Annotated in this window: 8 protein-coding genes and 1 riboswitch; of the genes, 3 read left to right on the forward strand and 5 right to left on the reverse strand. The window is 37.7% G+C overall.

Annotation, left to right across the window (positions count from 1 at the left end; genetic code table 11):
• Window positions 1–132 precede the first annotated feature (132 nt).
• Window positions 133–1641, reverse strand: coding sequence for an SUMF1/EgtB/PvdO family nonheme iron enzyme (locus tag WD048_15855; protein MEX0813693.1), 1509 nt, complete (start codon window positions 1639–1641; stop codon window positions 133–135).
• Between the two features lie 138 nt (window positions 1642–1779).
• Window positions 1780–3333 carry an Ig-like domain-containing protein gene (locus tag WD048_15860; GenBank protein ID MEX0813694.1) on the reverse strand — a complete coding sequence of 518 codons (1554 nt, stop codon included), beginning with the start codon at window positions 3331–3333 and terminating at the stop codon, window positions 1780–1782.
• Window positions 3334–3438: 105 nt separating this feature from the next.
• Window positions 3439–3657, reverse strand: a riboswitch (cobalamin riboswitch).
• A gap of 203 nt (window positions 3658–3860) precedes the next feature.
• On the opposite strand from WD048_15860, the gene WD048_15865 reads away from it, so the two are divergent.
• From WD048_15865 to WD048_15875, 3 genes are all read left to right on the forward strand, one after another.
• Window positions 3861–4916 carry a hypothetical protein gene (locus WD048_15865; GenBank protein MEX0813695.1) on the forward strand — a complete coding sequence of 352 codons (1056 nt, stop codon included), beginning with the start codon at window positions 3861–3863 and terminating at the stop codon, window positions 4914–4916.
• A gap of 267 nt (window positions 4917–5183) precedes the next feature.
• Window positions 5184–6989, forward strand: coding sequence for an alpha/beta hydrolase (locus WD048_15870; GenBank protein MEX0813696.1), 1806 nt, complete (start codon window positions 5184–5186; stop codon window positions 6987–6989).
• A 507-nt stretch (window positions 6990–7496) separates the two neighbouring features.
• Window positions 7497–11114 (forward strand): M43 family zinc metalloprotease, encoded by a 3618-nt coding sequence (locus WD048_15875; protein ID MEX0813697.1) that lies wholly within the window; start codon window positions 7497–7499, stop codon window positions 11112–11114.
• Window positions 11115–11398: 284 nt separating this feature from the next.
• Here WD048_15875 and WD048_15880 read toward each other — a convergent pair whose 3' ends face one another.
• Genes WD048_15880 through WD048_15890 form a run of 3 tightly spaced genes read right to left on the reverse strand, consistent with a single transcriptional unit; the run spans window position 11399 to window position 16129 of the window.
• Window positions 11399–12286 carry a hypothetical protein gene (locus tag WD048_15880; GenBank protein MEX0813698.1) on the reverse strand — a complete coding sequence of 296 codons (888 nt, stop codon included), beginning with the start codon at window positions 12284–12286 and terminating at the stop codon, window positions 11399–11401.
• A 28-nt stretch (window positions 12287–12314) separates the two neighbouring features.
• On the reverse strand, window positions 12315–15350 hold the full coding sequence (locus WD048_15885; protein MEX0813699.1) for a transglycosylase domain-containing protein: 3036 nt from the start codon (window positions 15348–15350) through the stop codon (window positions 12315–12317).
• Window positions 15347–16129: a hypothetical protein gene (locus tag WD048_15890; protein MEX0813700.1), complete on the reverse strand. Its 783-nt coding sequence runs from the start codon at window positions 16127–16129 to the stop codon at window positions 15347–15349. Before WD048_15890 ends, WD048_15885 begins: the two co-directional genes overlap by 4 nt.
• Between the last annotated feature and the right edge of the window lies 1 nt (window position 16130).

Consider the following 16130-nt stretch of genomic DNA (forward strand, 5'->3'; position numbering starts at 1 on the left):
CCCCCCCTACTTCAAAAAACCCCAAAACCCTTAATAAAAATTGATATATTTTCATAAAACAAAATGCTTTATCAAATTTTATTCATTTCTAAATCGAGTGGTCAGACGACTTTGAGTTGTCTGACCACTGGTTTAACGCACACCTCGTCCACCCGCAGAATTTCTCCTATTGGAGGCATTTAAATTCCCATAAAAACGATCTGAAACAGCCAAATCCCGGAATTCATAATTCAAATTATTAAAGACCAAACTGAACCAACTCCCTCCGCTGAAAATGAATAAATCGGCATTGCCATTGCTCCAAGCCGTTTCATTTGAATTTCCATCAGCATCTAGTTGTCCATCACCGCATTTTCCATCAAAAGAAACACCCGCCCCATAAGCTCTAACACATTGCTCCCAAAGGTTTCCGCTCATTTCCATCACTCCGTAATAAGCTGCTCCTGAAGTCAATCTGTCGCTTTGAGCATTCGCTGCAAATCCACAGCGGATAGGTCCTTCGATATAATATTCGCCAGAAGTAATGGGATACAAATGATTGGCAAAACCATGACCAGGCGAAATACTATCCGTACAATATTCCGCAGCAGTTCTTGATTGACTGAGATTATTGGCATTGCTCACCAAAGCATTGCCCCAGGCATATTCCTTGTAATCGAAATTTTCATTTCCCCGACAAATCTTCTCAAATTCCAACTCCGTCATCGGGCGCAAACCCGACCAATCCAAATAGGCTTTTAAATCTTCCTCGTTCAAAAAATTACATGGAATATTTTGCCCATCATCGGCACTGTTGAAAGCATTGTTGGTATTCAAATCATAAGCGAATTTTGCTGGCGAATTACTTATTGCATCTCCTTGATTTTCCACCACTATGCCATTGCGGTATTTCTTGAAAATAGGCACTATGGAGCTTCCAATATTTGCCCCCGATAAATCTATCCCAATTCGATTGTTTTGCTGATTGAAATCCAAAGTATTTAAAAATGCCGCAAATTGTTCCTGCGAAATTTCATATTTCATACAGTAAAATCCTTCTGTTCCTTTTGGATAATCGGCCGGAATATTTTCAGTATAAGAACAGGTATCGCACAATTCACTCAAGCCCGTTCCCACAGAAATAGCATTTTCAGAATCTACCCAAAGCGGAGCATAATCGCTGCCATTTCTAAAAGTAAAATTGCTCAGGCTGTCGCCCAGAAAATAGCCGCCCGCAGGTATGTAAGCCATTTCAATGGCAAAGACCTTTAGGTTTACATTTTGCAAATCAATGCCCGACACTTGCTGTATTTTAAGTGAAGTCGATTGATATGGAAAAGCTCCATTGCTATTTGAATAAATAAATACGCCCACTGAATCGGCTTCTGCCCTAAGGGCTAAATCCGAATTTTGCAAATCATGTGCCGCAGAATCGGGACTGAGCTTTAGATGCTGCCATTTCCCACCTTCTTCCTGATATTTGGCAAAAAGCCAAACCGCATCGTGATTGTAAGGCGCATTGCTGTCCAGCTTCCATGAATTTTCCCAGCTCAGCTCCAATTGAAAATGCGTAGCATCTGGCGTAGAAAGCTCAGCAATATGAACATTATTGGCCAACAATTGGCTGAAACTGAAAAGCAATATGATGATTATGTATCTCATTCTATCTAAATATTGGAACGCACCTGCCTGCCGGCAAAGGCAGGGATGACGCTGATCTTTATAATTTACACTGATATTTCAGTAAGCTGAAAACAATCAGTAAATAACTGCTAAATCAGCGTCATCAGCGTTCTACCTCTATTTTTTAATCAATTTCTGAACTTGCACTTTTCCTGCATTTTCCAATACTACCATATATTGGCCAGCAGCAAGATTTTGCAAGTTTAGATCGTAATTGTTATCAATAAAGACATTTTCCTTTAGGGATTGAACACGTCCGTCTAAAGCTACAATCCTCAAATTGTAATTTCCCGCTTCTTGCACATTAATCCTTGTGGAATACTGGGCCGGATTCGGATAAATCCTAAAAGTGTTTTGCGCATCCAACTGCACAATACCAACCGACTGATCGACCCAAACATAAACCTTCGCTTGATCGCAAAGTTGAGCATAAGCGGGCAGCTCGGTATCACAAACTTCATAACTTAGAGAATCCAAGCCGTAAAAACCAGAATTGGGCGTGTATTCAATATTTTGATCAACATTAATCGAAGCTGTTCCGTTTTGCGCTTGGGTCAGAATGCTTGTTTCCAATGGATCATTATTCGGATCTGTGGCCAAAATGGTAATACTTTTTGCAGTATTTTCTTCCGTAGTGTCATTCACATCTGAGGTGGTAGGCGCAAGGTTTTCGGCATAATACAAAGCCAGTGCTTCTGGAGAAAAGCCTACTGGGAAATCATAGAGTTTTTGCCCGAGCGTGTCATATGCGCCACCTTGTTTGTAATTAGCAAAATCCGTTGCCGTAACGTAAAATACAGCTTCAATGGGATCGAATACAAAAGAAGTAACCGAATCGATTAAATCCATTGCAACAAAAGTTTCCGTATCAAAATCAAAAGCACCGATTTGGTCATCAAATATTCCAAGCAGGACATCATCTACTAATTGAATTTTGGAACTTGAACCGCCTGATATATCCTTGCCAAAAGGAGTCAAAACATAATTCCCATTGTTGTCAAAATATCCGTAGGTATTGCTAACGGGGTTTACAAATGTCACTTCACCGTTATCTACAAAAATCCAACCTGCATCTGCCACATTGTCCAAAGGAATATTGCTAAGAAATGCTCCGTCATTGGCATCGAGCAATACGGCATATCCAGCAGAATCAGAAAACGCACTGCTTGTGAGGTTTTGAGTTACAATTAAGGTATCATTGAGCAATGCCATGTCGCTTACCTTTTGAGTTATTTCAGGAACCGAGAATTTTAGGCTCAAATCATCGCTGTCGAAGGCGTAAAGATAATCGGGGGCAGAACCGAAATCGTACCAATTGCCCACCCACAAAATGCTGTCGTTCAGCAAAAGCTTATAGGTACTGGGAGCCGGAAAATCAGCCCTGGCAACAATGTCCATAGTTGGAATATCAATTTTGTAAATGGAATCTTCTGCCGCTAGATAGGCAAAGGAACCATCAACCAAAATATCCTGAATGGACTGGGTATTGATGGTGTCTGCAAAATTCAGGGATTGCGAATAAAGGTGAAGGTTTTGAACTACCACATTTTGAGTGGTATCGCCATACTGTCCACCATTTGCAAGCACCAAATTTTTAGGGTAAACAATGCCTTGCGAAAAGGCGATTTTTGCAACAAATAAAATTGCCGCCATTGAAAATAAACTTTTCATGTTGTTAAAAATTTTGGGTTAAATAAAATGGTGGGAAATAAAAGGATATAGGTCGCCATCAATTTCGGAACGGCTTCGCTATTTAACTGCTCATTTCCCTGTAAGCAGAAAATAGATACTGAAGGCAGGTCTTCTGACTTGTTCCACTTTTAGCGGCCTTCCCATCCCGACCCCGATAGCTATCGGGGTCGGGACAGTGGCATTTAAGAGAGCTAAAAGCTTATGGAACTCACAGCAGCAGGGACTGTCCGGGATTTACACCCGATTCCCTTTTAAGCACTTTTCAACGATTTGAAAAAAAGCACCTTCTGTATCGTAATCCATTGGCGAAATTACTTTTTTTTACAGAAAATAAAAATCAGACCAATTCAAAAACTTGTTTATAAATTACACATTCTTAAAATTACAAAGGTGTAAATTTCATTTTCTAATTTATTTTAATTAAGATTGCAAATACCATGATGTTTTAAAACTTATAATATTTTAAACAATATTTAAACTGACTTCAACTTTAACACCTCTATTCAATGCAGATAACATTAATTGATCAGGAAGTACTCAAAAAAAAATATTATAAAAATTGTCCTTCAGGTTATTTTTTGGAAAGTGATAATCTGTGGGATATGGAAAAGTACCTGGACAAGCAAAATTTCTTAAAACCCAATGAACAATTGAAATCAGTATCTGTAGCGGGTAATGGCAATATGAACTTAGTATTGCGGGTGAAAAGCAATTTAAGAAGTTTTATAGTGAAGCAATCCCGCCCCTGGGTAGAAAAATACCCACATATTGAAGCTCCCGATGAGCGCAGTATAATTGAAGGACAGTTTTATGGATTGATAAAACTTAAAAATGGAATTGAGAAATTCTTCCCCGATCTTTTGAAACTCGATGCACCCTCAGGAGTGCTTATTCTGGAAGATCTGGGAGAAGCTGCTGATTACATGAATATTTACAGGAAGGAGTTTAGAGTGGATATAGGTGAAATCCAGAAACTGGTATTGATTCTTTCAGAATTGCACAGCAGTTATAATGTAAATACAACTAATGAGCGCATATACAACCGTTCAATGCGAAAACTTAATGCAAGGCATATTTTTGATTTCCCATTTAGTACTGATAATGATTTTGATCTGGATAAAATACAGCTTGGCTTAGCTGAAATAACAGAAGCTTACAAAAAAAATGATTTGCTTTTAGAAAAGGTCAAAAAGCTAAAGCAGGTTTATCTTTCAGATGGTCATTTTCTTTTAATGGGAGATTATTATCCAGGTTCCTGGCTCAATACAAATAATGGCATACGGGTAATTGACCCTGAATTTTGTTTTTTCGGCCCTGTTGAATTTGACCTTGGTGTATTGATTGCTCACCTCATTATGTCAGGCCATGAGGATACTGTTGAAATGGCATTGTCGCAATATTATGGAACAGATCAGGTAGATCGGGCTTTGCTTAATGCTTTTGCAAGTGTAGAAATTTTCAGACGTATAATGGGTATCGCTCAATTGCCTTTGCCATATACTGTTGAAGAGAAATCAAAATTATTGGCCTTTGCTTTTGAAATGCTTCAAAGCTTTAAATAAATAGCATGAATAGGAAGGATAGAAAAAAATAACTGAATCAATTTAAAATTTGAATGCTTAAGTTGTTGTTTTGGGAAAAATAAAAAATCAATATTTGCCTGTTGCTTATTGAATGATAAAAATCTGTTGTGATTTTTTCTGAACATTGCCTGTGAAAGCATAAATTTACGTTTACTTCACATTCGCATAACACAAGTAAAAAACATGCTTGTTCAAGCGGTCACACTAATTAAGAATTAATTTTTTCAAAAGAGGATATTATAGCAAATGGATACCGATTCATTATTAATGCCGGCACCCGAGGCTGCAAAGGAATATAAAGCTCCTGAAACAAGATATTTCAAAACCAGGGAAGAGTTTGATGAAGCTGTTGGAAAAGACTTTATACATTATGCCAATAACGGAACCAGGAACGGGCAACCCTTTTTAGTTGGGCTTTCCCACGGACAATCGCCTTCGGGAGCCTATGATTATATATTGGAGCATTTTGAAAAACTGGAGCACCCGGAGCTTATTCGCTATACATTTGTCAATTCAAAACTGAAAAGTCAGCGCGGACTGATGGGCATAACCGATGCGATTGGTTTTTTGAAAAAATTACTCAGCAGCAAGAAAATTACTAAGGATCAGATTTTGGGGCGTAGCCTCGACCGCGACAATATCGATGCCTATGCCGATGGGCTCAATAAAAAACTGGCCAAATACCTGAAAGACAACAACAAAGAAGGCTTGGATTATATCTTCCTCGCTACCGACCCCAAAGGTAGGGTAGCTTCTGTGACCAGGAATTCAAGCGCATTTGGTTCCGATAAAATAGGGATGGTAGTGGAAGACCGTAAAATAAAGGAACTGACGCTTACCCCTTCTTTCATCAGCAAATCCAGGCGCATTGCCTTTTTAGCTACTAAATCCGAAAAGAGAAGGCCATTGGCCTGGTTGTTCTACCGCTGGGCAAAACCCGATGAAAGCCCTGGTTTTTTGCGCTTTATTGATGATGTGGAAAAGCGTATGACGGTCTTTATTGATGATGCTGCACTTACCTGGCCACAGGTAGTGATATCAAGGGAAACCGAATACGGTTCTACCAATATAAATCTCGATATGGCCCGCCCTTTTAATCCAAATACAAAAATCAAACGACCGGTAGTATTGATGGTACACGGTTTTCTGGGTTTGAATTCCTTTGACGGACTTCTGGCAGCTATACCCTCTAGTAGGTATGTTGCAGCAGCAATGCACTACGGAACCATTCCCCATGATCTGCCGCCCAAAGATTATTCTGAATTTGTAATGCGCAATATCGATGCCGTGATCAAGCATTTTGGTGAGCTGGGACACTCGGTTTACCTGCTGGATCATTCCATGGGCAATATCTATTTTACCATGATGGATGATTTCTGGGATGAACTGGAAGGCGTGAGAAAATACCTAAAGGGTAGGGTAGGTGCCAACCCATTTTTTGGAAAGGAGGCCAAACATGCCTTTCTCGGCTTCCTGGACCAGGTAGTGCTCAAATCTGATTTGGGGATTACAGAACGGTCAATGACCCTGGCGCTAAGAACAGTTATGCCACTGGATTCAAGAAATGGTGTCCGCAAAAGGGGGATCAACCTCAATAAGTGGATGATCAGTCACGATACGGGTATCCGGAACAGAATATGGAGGGCTGCAAAAAACAGAATCCTGTACCTGATGACCCGCCTCGATACGCTACCACATTTAAACCGCATCCCCTTAAAAAGAGCCCTGAACCGTTTGCCGGTTAAGATATTTGCCATACAGGTATATTCTGCCCTTAGGGCTTCTACAAAGCTGGACAATAAAAAGCGGCTTGAGAATATTGAAAAACACAATATTCCCATTCTAATATTGAAAAGCGAGAATGATGTGATTGCCAAATTTGTATCGGATATTTATAAAAACAGTCCAAATGTGAAGATCATAGATATTACCAATTATGGAGAGCAATCATTGTTCCGTGAACACCTGTACCATATGGTCAACCCGCAATCCACAAGCAATATTATAGATCGGTTTATTATGGAGGTGGAGGTGAAGCGCAATGGGAAATAGATGATTGAATGGCTGGAAAAATAGCTGCTTAGATGTGTAGGTGCTATGTATAAGGCCAATAGAAGTCGTTTATTCCCTGACCTGCCTGCTTAGGTAGAGCAGAAAAGTGGGAATTCCCTTAATGTTTTGCACAGCTTTTATTTCATCAAAAACTTACCAAGTCTCAGAGACTTAGGAAGTTTTGCAAGGTGTGGTTGAGCGGTTTATGTTATTTGCATAAGCTCGGATTTCCTGGTCTAAGACTTTGAAAGTTCAGATAGTCATCGGATGACTGTGGTAAGGAGTCCTTTTTTTGTCAGATTGTCAATCTATGTTTATCCTGGCCAGCCGTCATTAAACCCTTAATTGCAGTATTTAAAAATGCCAAATGGAAAAGCATTGTATTTTATTTAAATTAGCACTGTGGTCATTTTTCATAAGATAGATGACCATACTTTAAACCGCAAAATATCCATTATCAGATAAATGGACTGCACTATCAGATTCCTAACCTAAAACTATAGCATTTTGATATTGATTTTTTTATTGCTTTTCTCGCTTTTTACCCTCAACATCAAAGCACAAAACACCTGTGGTACTGATGAATTGCATGAGCGCATGATGTTGGAGAATACCAATTACAAAAATGCTTTTCTTCAACAGAAAGCGACAGTACAAAATAAACTGCAATACAAAAGAATGCATCCTTCCAGTCAACAGGCTGCATCACCACAGCAATACACCATTCCTGTAGTAGTGCATGTGATCCATCTGGGCGAATCAGAAGGCCTGGGGAGCAATATTCCCGATTCACAAATTTATGGAGCCATTGATGGTTTGAATGACAGATACTCAAATACAATAGGTTCAGGACTTGACATGGATATCAATTTTTGCCTGGCTACAACTACACCCGAGGGCTGTCCTACCAATGGTATCAACAGAGTAGATGGTTCGGGTATTCCAAACTATGCAAGCGATGGAATGGAGAGAAGTAATTGCACAGGTGGTGATGAAGAAGACCTAAAGGATTTAAGCAAATGGCCGGTTTCTGATTATTACAATATATGGGTGGTGCATGATATATGTGGCAGTGTGGCAGGCTTTGCCTATTATCCCTGGGGAGGGGCCTATGATGGAACGGTTATGTACAGTCCATACATGAGATATAATCAGGAAACATTGGCGCATGAGCTGGGACACGGTTTAAATTTACCCCATACTTTTAACGGAGACAATGATGGAAATTCTTGCCCTGTAAACAATGATTGCACAAACGATGGTGATTATATATGCGACACTCCGCCCCATAAACGAGGAGATTGTGGTACCAGCAATCCCTGTACCGGAAGTGGGGTTTGGAGTAATTCCAGGAATAATTATATGAGTTATTGCTCTTCCAGAGATTTGTTTACTTCCGATCAAAAAGACCGAATGCAGGCGACCATGGAAGTATATCCCCGTGCAGACCTTGTCAATTCCTTAGGATGTACCCCATTGAATGTTGAGATTTATTCCAGTCAAGATAGTATTTGCACAGGAGGCAGCATGGTGTTGACTGCAATTGGCGATCATATCGATACTTATGAGTGGAGCACCGGTGAAACCGCGCAAAGCATAACTGTTTCACCCACAGTGAGTACCAATTATTCCGTTACGGCTACAAGCATTGGAGGCTGTACAGTTACCGATAGCAAAACAATAACAATATTAAGTGGAAGCTATCCACCACAGCCGGGAAATATTTCTGGCAATACAAATCCGTGCAGCGGAAGCATTTCCTCCTATTCCATAGCTTCCGTAAATGGTGCAAATTCTTACAACTGGTATTTTACGGGAAATGGAATAATCAGCGGCAGCGGAACCAGCATAGATTTGCAGGTCAACTCATCGGGAACATTATATGTGGAAGGCGTTAATCATTGCGGCAGTGGCGATACAAGCAGTTTAAGCATCAATTTGCTTGAAAATACAGGTGCGACCATTACCCGATATGTTTGTGATGCATATACGGCACCTGATGGGCAGGTATATGATACTTCTGGCCTATACACCGCAGTTATGAATAATGCAGCCGGTTGTGACAGTATTATTACTATTGATCTTATTGTTGCCCCTGCTGCTGAGGGTTTGCAGTCCAACGGAGATATACTGGCCTGTTCGGAAGATGGCCTCCAGACATTAAGTGTAAATGCAGCTTCCGGTGCAATTGTTGATTGGTATGATGCACCGCTTGGAGGAAATCTACTGGCCTCAAATTCTACAACATATACTACCTCTGTTCCCGGGACATATTATGCCCAGGCAAGATCCACTTTTTTTGTTGAGCCTGGAGATACTGTTTCGGGCGGAATATTTGCCTACAAGTTTGGCCCAAATGATTTAGGGTATCATACTTCTGGTATAAAAGGATTGATAGCTGCAGCTTCTGATCAGGCGAGTGCCGCAGTTTGGGGATGTGAGGGGACGTTTATAGGAAATACATCACAATCTGTTGGAACCGGACAACACAATACCAAAGCAATTGTGCAAAATTGTGCTGAACCGGGAATTGCCGCCCGTTTATGTGATAGTCTCATCTTAAACGGCTACGGGGACTGGTATCTCCCAAGCTTTTTGGAACTTGAACAACTGTTTGCAAATAAAAATGAAATAGGTGGCTTCGTTACCAATAGTTTCTCAGGTTCAAGATATTTTAGTTCTACGGAGAATAATAACAATTCTATTTGGATCCTGAATTTTAATAATGGTACGTTTTACAATGCCTGGGGCAAGGATTTGCCTGGAAATGCTCGGGCAGTTAGAACACTCGATATTCCAGATACAAGCTGTATTAACACAAACAGAATACCTGTAACCTACTCAGTTTACGAAAATGATACTGTTATTTCCAAAGCTATTTGTCCAAATACAACATTTTTAGGATATTCCGCACCCGGCACCTATATTGATACTTTTGTTGGCTCCAATGGCTGTGACAGTCTCCGAACAATACAGCTCAGCAAGCATCCTGAAATTCCGCCAATTCCAGATACTGAAATATGCCTTTATGATACAGCAGTTATAAATAGCAATGGAGGAGAAGATTTCCTTTGGAGTACGGGCGATACATCATCCTCTATTTCTGTTTCCCCCACTTCAAATACTAGCTACTATGTGAGTATATCAGACCAATATCAATGTAGCTATACTGACACTTTTGAAGTTGTGGTTAATCCGCTTCCAGTGGCTAATGCCGGAAACGATACTTCCATTTGCCTGGGCGACAAAGTAAATCTAATGGGCAAAGGCGGTAGCAACTACACATGGAATACAGGGGAGCAAACAGCATCCATTGAAGTTAGTCCTATAGAAAAAACCACTTACCGTTTATCTGTCAAAGATTCCAATAATTGTGAATCCGCTGGGGCTGATTCAGTAACAATAGATGTAATGCAACTGCCGGCACTAAACACAAGCCCTGATACAACTATATGTGCCGGGGATTCAACCATACTCTATGCAAATGGACCAGGTGAAATACTTTGGAACACAGCAGACACAAGCAATGTCATAATAGTGAGTCCTGCTTCTGATTCTGCAAAATATATTGTTCAAATTACAGACAGTAATCATTGCATAAATAAGGATACACTTTCAGTCTTTACAAACCAGTTAACTGAACTCAATTTTGAAAATTTAAACACAGATTTATGTTTAAGTGATCAGGAAATCAATTTGATGGCATATCCCCAAGGTGGTGTTTTTAGTGGGAATGGAGTTGACAAGCAAAAATTCTCACCACAAGCAGCTGGTATTGGAAACCACGAAATCAGATACACTTACACTGATACAAATGCCTGTGAAAACTCAATTTCAAAAACCATTGAAGTAAAAAATTGTACAGGAATAAATGATCCTGACCCGGCAGCATCTTTTAAGATTTTCCCCAATCCCTTCAATGATAAACTGCATATCCAAAACGATGGAAGTGAAAGCTATGATTACAAAATAATTGACTTGCTCGGCAATGTAGTCGAGGAGGAATACAACAATAGAGCGGCAGTTAAACCAATAGCTTTGCCAGCGCTAAGTTCCGGTGTTTATTTTCTCCATATACATACAAAATCAGGTTTACAGCTGAGCAAAAAAATTGTGAAGTGGTAGTTTGTGATTTGATGTATCAAAAACTTACCAAGCCTCTGAGACTTAGGAAGATTTGTAAGGGGTGGTTGAGCGGTTTATGTTATTTGCATAAGCTCGGATTTCCTGGTCTAAGGCTTTGAAAGTTTCAGATAGTCAAAGTGGCAATAAAAGGAAAAGCATTGACCGATCAAACATCCCCAAGAATGGACAATTCATCTATCATCATGGAATTGCCATAAAATAGACAAATAATTAAGTCATACATCATTTAAGCGGCAAGTTTATTGTTTGATAAAAGAGGTTCATTATTTGGGAATGCTAAGTTCTGCTAACAATCCATTCTTCTTAATTATCTCACTTAATTGTGTAAAGGGAATTTCAACTTCGTATGGCAGATAATCGTATGATGCATTACTATATATGCTAATTGTAAAAACAACTGACTTAGCTGTAAAGCAGTATGCCTTATTTACAGAAAAAGTTTTTAATTCTGTTGTGCTAAAACTACTATTGGAGGTTTTTTGAAAGTATTCTTTTACAAAATCTTTGTAACTCGGTTTTAATATTTTGTTAAGTCCTACGGTATCTAAGTTGTGAATATTTATTGTAACGCAATGTTCGGTATAAAATGTGATTTTACCATCTGGTGGAATTGATCTGTATATTTTTGTAAAATTAATTATATGATTATTGAGGTAATTTACTCGAATGAAAGAGGCATTGTGAAATTTTAATGTTTTAGCTTTTTGGGCACTAATAGATTTTGGAAATATCCGATCTAAAGCAATTTCAGGGAATTTTACCTCTTTAACTTCATAGTTAAATCCAAGACTATTCTCCCAATCAGACTTAGCATTAATCTTGATAAGAGAATTTATTTTTTTTTGAGCAATACTGTCTTTCATTCCATGAACAGAAGGATATTGATAGATTGATCGATAAAAAAATGGCATCCCAAAATTATCTATTGTTGTGTCTTTCGAATGCATAATAAACGTATTATAATTTACATTATTTTTTGAATTAAATTGTATTGCTTGATTTTTAATTAATGTTTTATCTTCTTTTTCATCATCAAATAACAAGTAATTACTGAATTTTTTTTTAGGAAAGTACATTTTCTTAACACTCCAGAATGTCATTGTAATTACTGTAAAGATAATTAAATAAAATATATGTTGTTTTAAAACCATAGTGGTTTAATGTTTATGTTTTTGTTAATCAGTCTTGAAGCTTATTGTAAATTAATGCAGCTAACGCACCAGCTGTTTTAGCTCCAGATCCAAATGGTATTTCAGGTGTGCCGTTACATTTTAATTGTTCATTTTCATTCTTGCAATATGAAACCCATGATACGATTAGGGTTTTTCCATCAGATAAAACTGTATAACCGTGTTTTGCTTCGTCAGATGTTCCTGTCTTAAAATAGTAAGTTTTATCAGTAGGAAGTAAGTCTTTTATGTGTATTCCAGTTCCTTCTGGTTCCATTGCATGACTTAATGCGAGTTTTATATTGTCAGCATTTGTTCGGTTGTATATCTGTCTGTGCTTTGGTGTAAATATTAAATTTTGGCCAGAAGAATTAAAATAAGAAGAAAAAACAGTTAGTTGACGATACATTCCTCCATTGAGCAGTACTTGATACATCTGAGCTATATCATACAATGTCATATTTCTAGAGCCAAGAGGGTAGTTTACTTCATATTCACCATGCTTGGATTTATTTTTAAAATCAAGGTATGGATCTTTTGAAATATTCATTTCATAGAATTTATTTTCAACTCTTTCAAACAAATATATTGGATTTATCAACTCCCTAATATTCACCATTGGAGCATTAAGTGATTGCCTTAATATTTGGGGTATTCCCACGTAATAATTAGAATATACTCCCCTGAAATTTTTAGGGGTGAGTTTGCCTTTCATATCGCCATCATAAAGGCGGATTTCATCAAAATTCCAACCTTCTTCAAGAAGTTGAATTAATAAGAATGGTTTTATAAGGCTGGCTATATTGTATCCAGTTCCAAACGATGTTAAGTCAGTTTCACCCCGCCCCCCATAGTGTCCTATTATATTGCCTGTTTTTATGTCAACTACAAGTACAGCTGAGTATAGGTTATGTTCTTTATTTACTATTTTATTTTCAAACAAAAATTCAAAATTACTGACCGCACCAGCAATTTGTTTCTGGTTTTTAAGAGATAAAGAACTTATGTAATTGCCTGCTGGATTATTGAAATAATTAATTTCTTTTCGAAGGAATTCATTTGTAGTTGTATGACAATAGCTGTTATATTGCTTGTTTGCAAACCTCAAATTCTGACTTTTAAGTAGAGCAATGTCTTGCTTTGATAAAAAACCTTGGTTATTCCATGACTCAGCTTTAATCAGTAATGTTTTCTTTATTTCTTCGGGATAATATGCAACCTCTGAGTATTTGATGTACCCTTTTGTAGTCTTATATAAAGAGCCGCTTTTAAGGGTAGTAATAAGATACATCATTTCAAGTTGGTTCAATTCTTTTAATGGTTTTCCAAATGCATAATAAGCTCCATTTATTATACCACAGTGCCCTTTCCCATGAAAGCTCGCCACATTAAGGTAGAATGTTATAATTTCTTCAGGACTATATTGATTAGAAAGCTGATATGAAGTCAGTATTTCAGCAAATTTCTTTTGAATATCTTGTGGAAATTTACCAAAGCCAAAGAATCCCTTGTTTTTTATAAATTGCTGATTTAAGTTAGAACCACCACCTTTATCTAAGAAATACCTGTATAGTACTGTAAATGAAAAACCATGCCAATTTGATCTGTTTGGAAGAAAGTCATTTTGACTTAAAAACCCACGGTCTTCATTAATAATCAAACATTTTAAAAGAAATGGAGGTATCTTAGAATATTCAACTGCTATACTCGGGTATTCTTTAGAATTATCTGAAAAAAGTAAATTATCATCTTTATCGAAAACCGCATTAACTTCATTATTGTCTGTGAGATTTAAGGGAATTGGAAAATAAGTAAGCAAAGAACAAATCAGAAATATAGCGCTAATCATTATTCCAACACTTTTTAATAAAGATTTACTGGAATGGAGTAAGTAAATAATTATCGGCTGATAAGTAACCTCAGGAGCAGAGAAATTTTTAACTTTTGCGCGTATTAAAGAGATAAATAAGAAGAAAAAATATGTTGAGACTAATAATGTAATTAGAAATAATAATGCCATTAGCATTAAAGTCACAAAGAAAAAGAATAGCTTCATTTTAAACACAAAGAATAGCAAACTAACTAATCCCACTACATAGTAGAATTTTTTCTCTTTCTCTGGTTTGACGATGTTCATATTTGGGCCTAATTCAGAAGGTCCTTCAACCAGCATAATGACACCTAAATAGTTGAATCCTTTGGCAAGGTGCAAGCGAAGTAAGAGATAACTAACAATACAAGCAATTATGCCAATGAAACCAATTAGCCAATTGTTTTCATGAAATTGAATACCTGTAAAAAAGGGCAAATGCAGGATTAATGCGATAATATATACAGTTAAAACTATCCGCCAGGGCGAAAAAACAATCTTTTGGACATATTGCTTCATCTCAACGTAGTTTAATATTGAGTTCCTGTATTTGTCCACTTTTAAAAGGTTTATGTGTGCCAAGGACAGATAAAAAATACCAAGAGCAATTTTGGATAGCCCCAGAAAAGTTAGGTGTGCTACCTGAGAAATCATTGGAATGCTTTGGCTGTAGAGCACCAAATCAAGCAAGATGAAAATGATAACAGCAATAAATCCAAAATAAAACACATCACTTTCGCTATAGGAAGCCGGATTATTATACTTCTGATTTATTTCGTTCAAGAATTTTCTAACTCCCCTGTAAATAAGATGGACTGCTAAAAATTGGATAGCGGGTGTCAATATTAAACCCGATATCAGGTGATTGAATGCGAAAGGGTTTTGAGATTCATTGGAGAAAGAGAAGACCCCTCTTAACAAAATGAAAAAAGATACCAAATCATCAGACAGAATATATGCTACTAAAGCTATACTAAACTTGTAAAATACAAATCCTGTAACAGCTATAATGGAGATAAAAAATAGTATTACTACAATAGCCCCAAAATCCACAAATTCTTTTGGGAAACTGATTTTTTTCGTTTTTGACCAGACGAATTGGGAGAGATCAGGGAGCAATTTTATTAACGCTGCAATCAAACCTATAAAACTGATAAATGCTAATAAAAATATCATAGTATAACTTTATTTGAAAGGTTATCAATGAATTGGTATTCAAGTTCTAGCTCTTTAAAAACACTTATCCAAAAAGCTTTTATTTTTCTGCGACTTACATTGCCTTTCGGCTCTGATTTTAAGACCATAATAATTTTTGCTTGAAGTCCTTGCTGTTGTCGTTGGCGAAACTCCCCAATAACCGATGGCTCTATAATCTCTTTATAAAGTGTTGAGACTTTCTCAGAACCAGGTATTGAGTCGTAAAGGCTTAAATGCTCATTGTACTCTACACCGTCAGAAAGGATTAAAAAATAATTTTCGGCATCAACGTCAGCTTGAATAATTGCTTTTAAAAGTATGTTAGCAACACTTGTGCTTGAAGTAACTACCGTATCATCCGTAAGGGCATTATACTCCACCGTCTTTTCCCTCATCAACTCCACGAGGGGTTTAGGATTGGCCAGACGTCTTTCCTCTTCTCCGCTCAAGCCTTTACGAGTGATTGAAATAGATTGAGTGGAGATATCCAATGTTTCCTGTCCGCCAAAATGAGCAAAGGACAACGAGAATTGCTCGCAAGGAGAGATATTACCGAGGCTGGTGCGTTGCATAAAGCCTGGGAAGTTTCCTTTCAAATCTGATTCTATCTCCTTGAAAAGTTCTTTGTCTGAAAGATCCATTAGAATGAAGGCGTGTCGCTTCTCAACCTGATCACACTCAATCATTGACGAGCATGATGATAGCAGGCATATAAGGGTGGCAATGGAAAGTAAAAACAATATGGTTGAAGTTCTCATA

The sequence above is a fragment of the Chitinophagales bacterium genome, from assembly GCA_040877935.1.
Taxonomy (GTDB): domain Bacteria; phylum Bacteroidota; class Bacteroidia; order Chitinophagales; family CAIOSU01; genus JBBDNB01.

Excerpts from the sequence above, each read along its gene's own strand:
- WD048_15855 (MEX0813693.1), bottom strand. The coding sequence starts at position 1,641 with ATGAGATACATAATCATCATATTGCTTTTCAGTTTCAGCCAATTGTTG.
- WD048_15860 (MEX0813694.1), bottom strand. The coding sequence starts at position 3,333 with ATGAAAAGTTTATTTTCAATGGCGGCAATTTTATTTGTTGCAAAAATC.
- WD048_15865 (MEX0813695.1), top strand. The coding sequence starts at position 3,861 with ATGCAGATAACATTAATTGATCAGGAAGTACTCAAAAAAAAATATTAT.
- WD048_15870 (MEX0813696.1), top strand. The coding sequence starts at position 5,184 with ATGGATACCGATTCATTATTAATGCCGGCACCCGAGGCTGCAAAGGAA.
- WD048_15880 (MEX0813698.1), bottom strand. The coding sequence starts at position 12,286 with ATGGTTTTAAAACAACATATATTTTATTTAATTATCTTTACAGTAATT.
- WD048_15885 (MEX0813699.1), bottom strand. The coding sequence starts at position 15,350 with ATGATATTTTTATTAGCATTTATCAGTTTTATAGGTTTGATTGCAGCG.
- WD048_15890 (MEX0813700.1), bottom strand. The coding sequence starts at position 16,129 with ATGAGAACTTCAACCATATTGTTTTTACTTTCCATTGCCACCCTTATA.